9 protein-coding genes and 1 pseudogene are annotated in these 8,780 nt (G+C 50.2%); 4 read left to right on the top strand and 6 right to left on the bottom strand.

The window, feature by feature from the left end; all coding sequences use genetic code 11:
- The gene (locus C3708_RS00635) at window positions 1-822 is read right to left on the bottom strand and encodes a serine protease (RefSeq protein ID WP_103949039.1); all 822 of its coding nucleotides are present in this window, start codon (window positions 820-822) and stop codon (window positions 1-3) included.
- Window positions 823-1,098: 276 nt separating this feature from the next.
- Window positions 1,099-1,497, bottom strand: coding sequence for an acid resistance repetitive basic protein Asr (gene asr / locus C3708_RS00640; RefSeq protein ID WP_095281884.1), 399 nt, complete (start codon window positions 1,495-1,497; stop codon window positions 1,099-1,101).
- A gap of 245 nt (window positions 1,498-1,742) precedes the next feature.
- Between asr and C3708_RS00645 the strand changes: the two genes are divergently transcribed.
- The gene (locus tag C3708_RS00645; protein ID WP_103949038.1) at window positions 1,743-2,024 is read left to right on the top strand and encodes a hypothetical protein; all 282 of its coding nucleotides are present in this window, start codon (window positions 1,743-1,745) and stop codon (window positions 2,022-2,024) included.
- A gap of 53 nt (window positions 2,025-2,077) precedes the next feature.
- On the opposite strand, the gene C3708_RS00650 is transcribed toward C3708_RS00645, so the two are convergent.
- Window positions 2,078-3,562 (bottom strand): carboxypeptidase M32, encoded by a 1,485-nt coding sequence (locus tag C3708_RS00650; protein ID WP_103946360.1) that lies wholly within the window; start codon window positions 3,560-3,562, stop codon window positions 2,078-2,080.
- A gap of 273 nt (window positions 3,563-3,835) precedes the next feature.
- On the opposite strand from C3708_RS00650, the gene C3708_RS00655 reads away from it, so the two are divergent.
- Together C3708_RS00655 and C3708_RS00660 are read left to right on the top strand one after the other, a co-directional pair.
- Window positions 3,836-5,059, top strand: coding sequence for an MFS transporter (locus C3708_RS00655; RefSeq protein WP_095281887.1), 1,224 nt, complete (start codon window positions 3,836-3,838; stop codon window positions 5,057-5,059).
- 435 nt (window positions 5,060-5,494) lie between these two features.
- Window positions 5,495-5,971 carry a GNAT family N-acetyltransferase gene (locus C3708_RS00660; protein ID WP_103949037.1) on the top strand — a complete coding sequence of 159 codons (477 nt, stop codon included), beginning with the start codon at window positions 5,495-5,497 and terminating at the stop codon, window positions 5,969-5,971.
- A 130-nt stretch (window positions 5,972-6,101) separates the two neighbouring features.
- Here the strand turns inward: C3708_RS00660 and C3708_RS00665 are convergent, their stop codons facing one another.
- The 3 genes from C3708_RS00665 to C3708_RS00675 form a co-directional block, all read right to left on the bottom strand.
- On the bottom strand, window positions 6,102-6,542 hold the full coding sequence (locus tag C3708_RS00665; RefSeq protein ID WP_103949036.1) for a GNAT family N-acetyltransferase: 441 nt from the start codon (window positions 6,540-6,542) through the stop codon (window positions 6,102-6,104).
- Window positions 6,543-6,590: 48 nt separating this feature from the next.
- Complete coding sequence (locus C3708_RS00670; protein ID WP_095281890.1) at window positions 6,591-6,980, bottom strand: GFA family protein; 390 nt, start codon at window positions 6,978-6,980, stop codon at window positions 6,591-6,593.
- A 93-nt stretch (window positions 6,981-7,073) separates the two neighbouring features.
- On the bottom strand, window positions 7,074-7,418 hold the full coding sequence (locus C3708_RS00675; RefSeq protein WP_103949035.1) for a cupin domain-containing protein: 345 nt from the start codon (window positions 7,416-7,418) through the stop codon (window positions 7,074-7,076).
- 346 nt (window positions 7,419-7,764) lie between these two features.
- On the opposite strand from C3708_RS00675, the pseudogene C3708_RS00680 reads away from it, so the two are divergent.
- A pseudogene (locus tag C3708_RS00680) lies at window positions 7,765-8,236 on the top strand (hypothetical protein).
- Window positions 8,237-8,780: the final 544 nt, after the last annotated feature.

Raw genomic sequence — 8,780 nt, forward strand, 5'->3', positions numbered from 1 at the left:
TTATTCCTGCGCCAGTGCTTCCAGTTTTTCCCGAAAACCGGTCACGGATAACGCCCGGTTATCCGCACGCCAGCGGTCTTTGGCCGCAGGTGCCGAGCTTTGTACGCCAATCAGCTGCCAGCTGTTGTCGGTTTTCAGCATCAGCGGGGAGCCGCTATCGCCCGGCAATGTATCGCACTGGTGGGATAACACACTGTTTTGTGCCCAACCGGTGACGATGCAGTCGGTGTGGGTGTAAAGCGAATCCAGATGATCGACTGGATAGCCCGATTGTGTCACTTTACGGTCAGTCGCTTTTAAAGCTGCCGTCAGCGCCGCTTTGTCGCCATCAAATAGCGGCAGTGGGGTGATCCCCGATGGCGGATAACGCAGCACAATCAGACCAAAATCCCACTCGGCAGCAGCGGGTGGCACAATCCAGCCATCGCCGTCAGGTTTTAAACGTTTACCCAGCGAAGGATCAACGCGACCTTCCACGCCGTGAATTTCGTAGCGCCAGACGCCTTTTTTCGAAATAAAGCGCAGGGCAACGGCTTTGTCAGGTTTGCCTTTCGGCGGGATCAATAAACAGTGCCCGGCGGTGAGTGCCAGGTGAGGGGAAATCAGGGTCGCGGTGCACAAATTACCGCTGGCGGTTTCCAGCTGCCCGATGGCATCCCAGGGAGCCTGGGTCGGGTCGGTGACACGCGTACGGTCATCATGACCAAAAAACAGCGTCTTGATCTCTTTCGCATCAATGGCGCTATCATCGCCATCATCCGCATGTGTCAGGCCAGAAAAGAGACAGAACGTTCCCAGTAACAACACAACAGTTTTCCGCATATCACACTCTGGTGGGGTAATTATGATTATTAAAAATGAACCCTGTGAAAATACTATAGACGGGACGGCGTTAAAGTGGGAGTAAAATCAGCGTGCTACATTCAGGAAAGATAAAACATGCTGGCGATAATCGCGCATAAAATAAGCGTGATAAGGATGAACTCAAACCGATAGCGTCGCAGCATACGCCCTCCGGATAAAAAAACGGCGCCGATTATTATGGCTCAGCGCCGATTTAGCAACGTGCCCGCGAGGGGCACGGTTTAGCGAGTTGGCTTACGCAGCTGGCTGTGCAGCAGGTTTAGCGGCTTCGTGTTTTACTGCTTTTTTGTGGTGCTTTTTAGCAGCCTGAGCTTTCTGCTCTACAGCAGGTTTAGCTGCTGCTTTCTTGTGGTGTTTTTTCGCAGCCTGGGCTTTCTGCTCAGTTGGCGCAGCAGTGGTGGTGGTTGCTGCTGGTTTGGTTGCTGCTTTTTTGTGGTGTTTTTTAGCGGCCTGAGCTTTCTGCTCTACAGCTGCTTTTTTGTGTTTTTTGTGGTGCACAGTTTTTGCTGGCGCCGCTTTAGTGGTCGCAGCAGCAGCCGGAGCTGGGGTAGCGGAGGTTGCAGCATCAGCAGCAAACGCAGCAGAAGACAGACCCATAGCAGCGGCAACAACCAGAGCTAATACTTTTTTCATTCTCATACCCTCGAATTTGGTTTCTCATTTAACCCCACTGCGGGGCCGTTGAAATAACTATATCCTTATGGATTCGAGGCTTCCGTGAGTCATTGGTATCGGCGTGTAACCTAATGTACAAAGCGCGTGTACATGGTCGATGGATGAAAGGCATTTCTTGCACCACAGAACTGCGCAGTCCTAATTTTCACTTAATCTTTTTCTCAGATAGTAGATTCTCACATTGTTGAAAGGGTTATTAATCTATGAGAAAGATTCTTCTTATTGCGCTTGCAGGGGCAGGAATGGCCGGTTCGGCCTTTGCACAGAACGTTACCGTGGATGTTCCGAGAGGTTATAAAGTGGTGATTGTGCCTTCATCCGCTACCGTTCCCCAGGCCGTCGTCGTTACCGCGCCAGCGCCTCAGACAGTGTACGTCGCGCCTGCGCCTGTGGCCGCTGCGCCGGTCTATCATCCTCGCGCACGCCATGTGGCCAGCGTGGCGGAAGGGATGGTGATTGAACATCAATACGATGACCATCATTAAGCAATAAGAAGGGTTTGCCCCTGAGAATGTTCAGGGGCAGATAGCGAAAAGGATTATAGGTAGCGGGACGTCAGATGTTCGCGGAAATAGCGGCTATTGAGATCTTCGCCCGTCGCCTGAGTAATAAGCTGCGAAGTGGTGAAACGGCTGCCGTGCTGCCAGATGTTTTGGTTTAGCCAGTCAAACAGCGCCGAGAAATCGCCGTCAGCGATGGAAGACTCCAGACCCGGCAACGCCGTTTTCGCGGCGCTGAACAACTGCGCGGCGTACATCGCGCCCAGGGTATAAGACGGGAAGTAGCCAAAGCCGCCGTCGGTCCAGTGGATATCCTGCATACAGCCGTTACGGTAGTTATCTTTAGTCGAGAGTCCAAGCCACGCCTGCATTTTCTCGTCCCACAGCGCCGGGATGTCATCCACTTCGATTTCGCCGTTAATCAGCGCACGTTCGATTTCATACCGCAGCACCACGTGCGCCGGATAGCTCACTTCGTCCGCATCGACGCGAATATAGCCCGGCTTCACGCGCTGGTTCCAGGCAATAAAGTTCTCTTCACTGAACGCCGCCTGGCTGCCAAAGCGAGCATGCACCGCCGGAAGCAGATGTTTCAGGAAGGCATTGCTGCGACCCAGCTGCATCTCAAAGAACAGGCTTTGCGATTCGTGAATAGCAGTTGAACGCGCCTGCGCGACGGGCTGACCGAGCCAGTTGCGCGGCAGGTTTTGCTCATATCGCGCATGGCCCGTTTCATGCACAACGCCAAACAGTGCGCTCAGCAGTTCGTCTTCGTCGTAACGGGTGGTAATGCGCACATCTTCCGGCACGCCGCCACAGAACGGATGGGCGCTAACGTCCAGACGCCCGGCGTTGAAATCGAAGCCCAGCATTTTCATCGCTTCCAGCCCCAGCTCGCGCTGAACGGCGGTCGGGAAGGGACCTTGCGGCGGAACGAACGATTTCTGTGACTGTTTTTCGACAACCTGCGCCAGCAGATCCGGCAGCCAGGATTTCAGATCGCCAAACAGCACGTCGAGACGGGCGCTGGTCATGTCCGGTTCAAAGATATCAAGCAGGGCGTCGTAAGGCGTGCAGCCTTTGGCTTCGGCGCGCAGACGCGCTTCTTCGCGGCTGTACTTCACCACTTCTTTCAGGTTAGTCGAAAAGCCCTGCCAGTCATTCGCTGGACGCTGGGTGCGCCACGCGTGTTCACATTTGCTGCCCGCCAGCGATTTTGCTTCAACCAGCGATTCCGGCAGCAGGGACGCCTGCTGGAAGTGGCGTTTCATCTCCCGCAAATTCGCCAGCTCGACGTCATTAAGATCTTCGCTTTCAGCGCCAGCCAGCCATTCACCGACTTTTTTATCGGTGAGAATTTGATGCTGCAACACGCTCATTTCTGCCAGCGCTTCACCGCGCGCCTGACTCCCGCCCGGCGGCATCATGGCAAACATATCCCAGCCAGCGATGGCGGAAAGGTGAGAGAAACGGGATAAGCGCAGGAACGTACGGGTGAGTTGTTGATAGTTGTTGTTATTCATGAGGTCCTCTTGTCTGGAACGGCTGACGTCAAAAGTAGCATTTGGTGGAAGGAAAAACGAGAGGAGCAGGGGATTTGTTGGGGCCTGTAATGTGTATGCTGCAAACATTTCGGCTTCAAGCGCACCGGCTATTTTTTTATGTGCTACATTGTTGTATCTGTTACCAAAAGAGTGTTATTCCAGTGTAGATATTCCGTCTTTTAACAGTGTGTACTTTCCGCATTGCCTGTGGGCTATGTGGGTTTCTGTTATTTGAGATGAGAATTTCTCTGCATGAATACGTTACTGCTTGCGCTCATTCGCGCATTGCGTAGTCATAGTTGGCTGCGCTTCATCGGTTGTGCCTATATCCTGTCGTCGCTGGGCAATGGATTGACTCAGATTATTGTCTTTGGGCAACTTTTACACTGGCAGGCTTCACCTGCGACTCTGACCTTGGTCTATATGCTATCGATGCTGCCCAGTTTTATAGGGAGTCTCTGGGGCGAAACGTTGTGTAAGAAAGTTTCACCACTCCGAATTCTTATTTTTACAGAGATACTCGGGCTGCTGGCACTTATTTTTCCATTGTATGGTTTGCTACATCATAATATTCCCGCTTTGCTGGCGGTGCAGTGTTGGGAAGCTCTGTTTACTGGCATGAGTTATCCCGCTTTGACACTGCTGTTTAAACGCGGTTTACATCATGACGAATTACCTGCAGCAACCGCAATGGAAACAATAATTTTTGCTTCACAGGTTTTACTTGGCACCGGATTGGGCCTTTTACTGTTCGACCAGGTTTCTCTTCTGAGTCTCCTTGTCATTGATGCGCTGAGCTTCGCTGCTTCTGTGGCTTTGCTTTTGATGTCAGGCTCAGTTTTTAAAGGGATTGCGCCACAACCTGAAGAGACTGCGCCTGTTACGCAGAGGCTACTCTGGCGATGTTTATCTCCTTTGCAAAAACGGAGCATTATGCTCTTACCTGCGCTTGCCGCTGTGGGTTCCCCCGCAATGGCACTTTTGCCTGCTCTGGCACAAGAAATCAGGCCTGAAGACTCAGCCGGATTGGCACTGCCGCTGATTTTTGCGCGAAGTCTTGGACAGCTCTGTGGGCCGCTCATTCTTAATCCCGATAAATTGCAGCGATATTCCGCCAATAACGGGCTGTTAATGATATGTCTGGGCGGGTTCATCGGAAGCTATTTTTTATTACCGCTTTCCGCCAGTTTTACCTACGTCGGGCTGGGTATGATCTTTAGCGCGCACATGGCTTCAAACATTGTGTTTGCTTTAGGCACGTTCGGCGTGCTTAAAAATTTCACAGAAACCCAGGTTGCGAAAGCCAGTGCAATGACCTGGCGTGGGCAGATTCTGACAGCGACTTTCTCTACCGGAATAACCAGCGTAATAGCGCAGAACTTTGGTGCTTTTACTGCGCTTTATAGTATTTCAATGTTTAGTCTGGCAGCCGTCGGAGTTTTGCTGTGGATTAATGGACTGCGCAGAACCCGCTAAAACGGTGAGATGCGTAGCATCAAGTAGGGGAGTTGAACCCGTAGGCCGTATAAGCGCCAGCGCTATCACAGAAAGGCCGCGTAATGCGGCCTTAATTGTTTATATGCTCAAATTTCTTCTTCTCAACTATCCATTTTAACGAGCCTACTATGCGCAAAATATTCATGCTTTCTTCTTCGCTATCACCTTTTGAAAATAATTCATCAGGTGTAAGGGAATGGCAGAATTTAAGCAGCGCCGAAGTTTCTGCTTTTGTTAGCTCAATGTGATACGAAATTAATTCCTCATGTCTGCTTTGTGCCAGGCGCGACTTGGCTTTTTTTTATGCATCGCCAAACCTAAACGCGTAGTAAGAAATGATTACTATTGACGATAGAGGGCTGCATCGTTATTAGTATATTAATATTTTCAGTACGATAAGTTGAGAGGCCCTTTGTGATTTCTTTCCGACCAATGACAAAAGATGAGTATCCTGCTTATCTCGAATACTTTATTCATGATTATGCGTGTGAAATAGAATCAAACTACAGAGTATCCCTTCGTGATTCTCTTACCAGAGCGAAGCAGGAGATTTCGGAAATGCTTCCCGAGGGAGTTAACACACTCGGGCAAGTATTAATGTGTATTGTTGCTCACTCGGATAAGGCTAACAGCCATATAGGTTATCTCTGGTACAAGCCCGACTCGACTAAGCGCACTGTTTTTATCTGCGATTTTCATATTTTCAACTCCAGCCAAGGGTTGGGCCTTGGCAAACAATCTCTAGGTGCTTTTGAAGCGTATCTGCAGGAAAAGGGTTTTAAAGAGATCAGATTGCGTGTTGCTGGTGATAATGCTCGCGCCCGGCATGTTTATGAAACCAGTGGATTCGGGGTTACGGGTGTGAATATGAGTAAATCGATTACGGACTAAGACACTGACACTTGAACAATCGCAGCATTATCATCTAGATCCGACCTGCTTTTCGCTCCCAGCGGACTTTCAGCTCAGTTTGCTTGTCCGCTGAGTGCCGGGTGCGGGCATCGAAGAGAATTACCGAAGATTAAACACCGCGGTATTTCTCTAATCTGATATCCGTGTCATTGATATTCTTTTTATTCCCCCAGCCGAGTTGCACATAGAATTGCGCCGCACGACTATTTTTATCCGTTTCAAGCCAGGCAATCTCATGATGTTTGAATAATTCATGCTCGGCTAGCTGAACAAGGCTACGGCCAATTCCTCTGCCTTCGTATTCCGGCAGAACAAACGCCGCAAAAAGACAGCCGTCATCCGGCAAAATCATTGAGAAGCCAATGACGTTGTCGTTTACGGTGGCAACCCATGCGCATCGACTCTGCTTAATCATATCGGCAACGACACTTTCGTTAATCCCCATCTGCTGCATTTCTTCGCGGCTCAGATGATTCTCAACAACCGAGGTTCTGACGTCGAAGATACTATCAATATCAGAAAGTTGAGCTGCCCTTGTAGAGATATTCATAAGTTTTAATCCATGTATGACAAAAAAATAATGCCCGGCACGTCCTTATTACACCGCGGTATCAGGCATGATTTTTCTCCACCATTCAGGTTTCATATCCTCAAATGAGTGAGATTGTGGCGAAAACAAGGCGCATTCATTATGGTCGAAAATACCGCTGAGCAAAGCAGTCACCGGAGTGTCATCAATCGCACCGAGTGAACTGCCACATCTGGCGCAAAATGCTCTGGATGAAGACGCAGATGAGCGGAAAAGAGAAGGCGTGCCTCCTTCGCCAGTCCATTCAACATCTGCCGAGTGGAATTCAAGCCATACTGCGGTCTGGCAACCAGAATGCTTCTGGCATATATCGCAGGAGCAGGAGTGAGATGACGCAGGGTTTATCGCTGTGAATCTGATAAATCCACATAAACATCCACCTGACAATTTCTTATCCATATCAGTCGATACCTTATCAATGCTCAGAGAGTGACAAAGATAGCATCGTCCGCTCCTCGCTGCTCACACCAGACCTGACATTAGCCACATTCCTCAGGAAGCAGGGAGGTCAGTGCGATCACCTCGCGTAGTGGGCTGAGAAATGACGATAAACTCTACGGGAGATTGAGTGTTGTTACTGGCTTGATGCGCTGAACCCGGGGGGATTTCTATTCCCTGCTGGGTCTTGATTTTATGCATCTCACCTTCAAGCTCCATGCTCAGTTCGCCCTGAAGCACAAAGAAAAACTGCCGGGAAACGGAATGGTAGTGGCGTTTTTCGCAGGTTCCTGGCGGCATTTTTTCATGAATAACCAACATGTCCTTGCGGTTAACGAGATACCAGCCGTCACAATTATCGCCCCAGACATAATGCTCGGCATTGTCCTTTGAAATCATGGTTATTGTCCCGTTTTGGCGTCTTGGTTTTATAGGTTTTCACTATTTATACAGAAGAGGATTATTGAATCGCAACAGGCTTACTGTGTTACTTGCCCAGTTGGACTAACAACTTAGTCAATAATCCAATGCAACTCATTGATTAAAATGATGTAACCACCCGAAAATAATTACATTCCACAACGAGATCCTCCTTCCAGTAATACCAGATGTAGATATCTGGCTATCGCCGTATTATTTCCCGGCACCTGCAACATCAGGTGCCGGGATTGGCCTGCTGAAATCCTTAGTGACGACATACCGGCGCGTTAGCGCCTTTTAAAAATCACTGAATGGAAATGACCTAATGATTCCCTTTATTACCCTCGCAGAAAATTTACTGAGCGTCCCGTTCACCGCCGCGACAGATTTCACCGATCTCGCCGACTGCTGCGACCGTTTTGCCGAAACCCTGATGGAATGTAACGAACCCGCCTACAAACTGGCGCTGCTGGGCCGAATCGGCGCGTGCCTCGCACTGCTGCGCCCGACGCTGAGTGAACTTATCCCGGCGCATCTTATCGAGCGCTTTACCGTTGATGCGTTGCCCGAAACGCCGTCATATTTTGAGCCGGATGCCGAAGCGTTGTGTGAATACTGCCAGACGTTGACCCAGGTGCTGTGCCAGCAGTCGCTGTTACCGGAAATGGAAAAATCGCTGCGCAGGTTGTTGTGTGAGCTGATGTGGATGTTCGCGGGGGGAGTTAAACGCGCCTCGCTGGGCTCGCCAGCACACAGAACACAAAAAAATTATCCCTCCCCAGAAGCGAAGGCCCTGATTATTCAGGGCCTTTTTTGTTGACGCCTTCATCCTATATCGCCCGGTGGCGCTTTGCTTACCGGGCCTACGAAACCCTGCATTTGTAGGCCGGGTAAGGCGCGGCCGCCACCCGGCTTTTTTTGACGCCGCACCAGACATCGCCCGGTGGCGCTTCGCTTACCGGGCCTACGAAACCCTGCATTTGTAGGCCGGGTAAGGCGCAGCCGCCACCCGGCTTTTAGTTGGCCCCGCACCACACATCGCCCGGTGGCGCTTTGCTTACCGGGCCTACGAAACCCTGCATTTGTAGGCCGGGTAAGGCGCAGCCGCCACCCGGCTTTTTAATGATGCCCGGCTTATCCATCCACGAACAAAACGTAACTATTACCCGGATAACAATTTTCCTCCGGTGTTTTTGTTTGTGACGCAATGGGAAAGAAATGTTCCGCCCGGGTTAATTCATTTACATCAGAATTAGGAATTTTCTCAGATGGCAATGAGCGGATGTCGTTTTTTGATTCTTCTCAAATAAAGTTGAAGAAATAAAAAATAGTATGCGTGCG

The organism is Lelliottia sp. 7254-16, from assembly GCF_002922995.1.
GTDB lineage: Bacteria > Pseudomonadota > Gammaproteobacteria > Enterobacterales > Enterobacteriaceae > Enterobacter > Enterobacter jeotgali.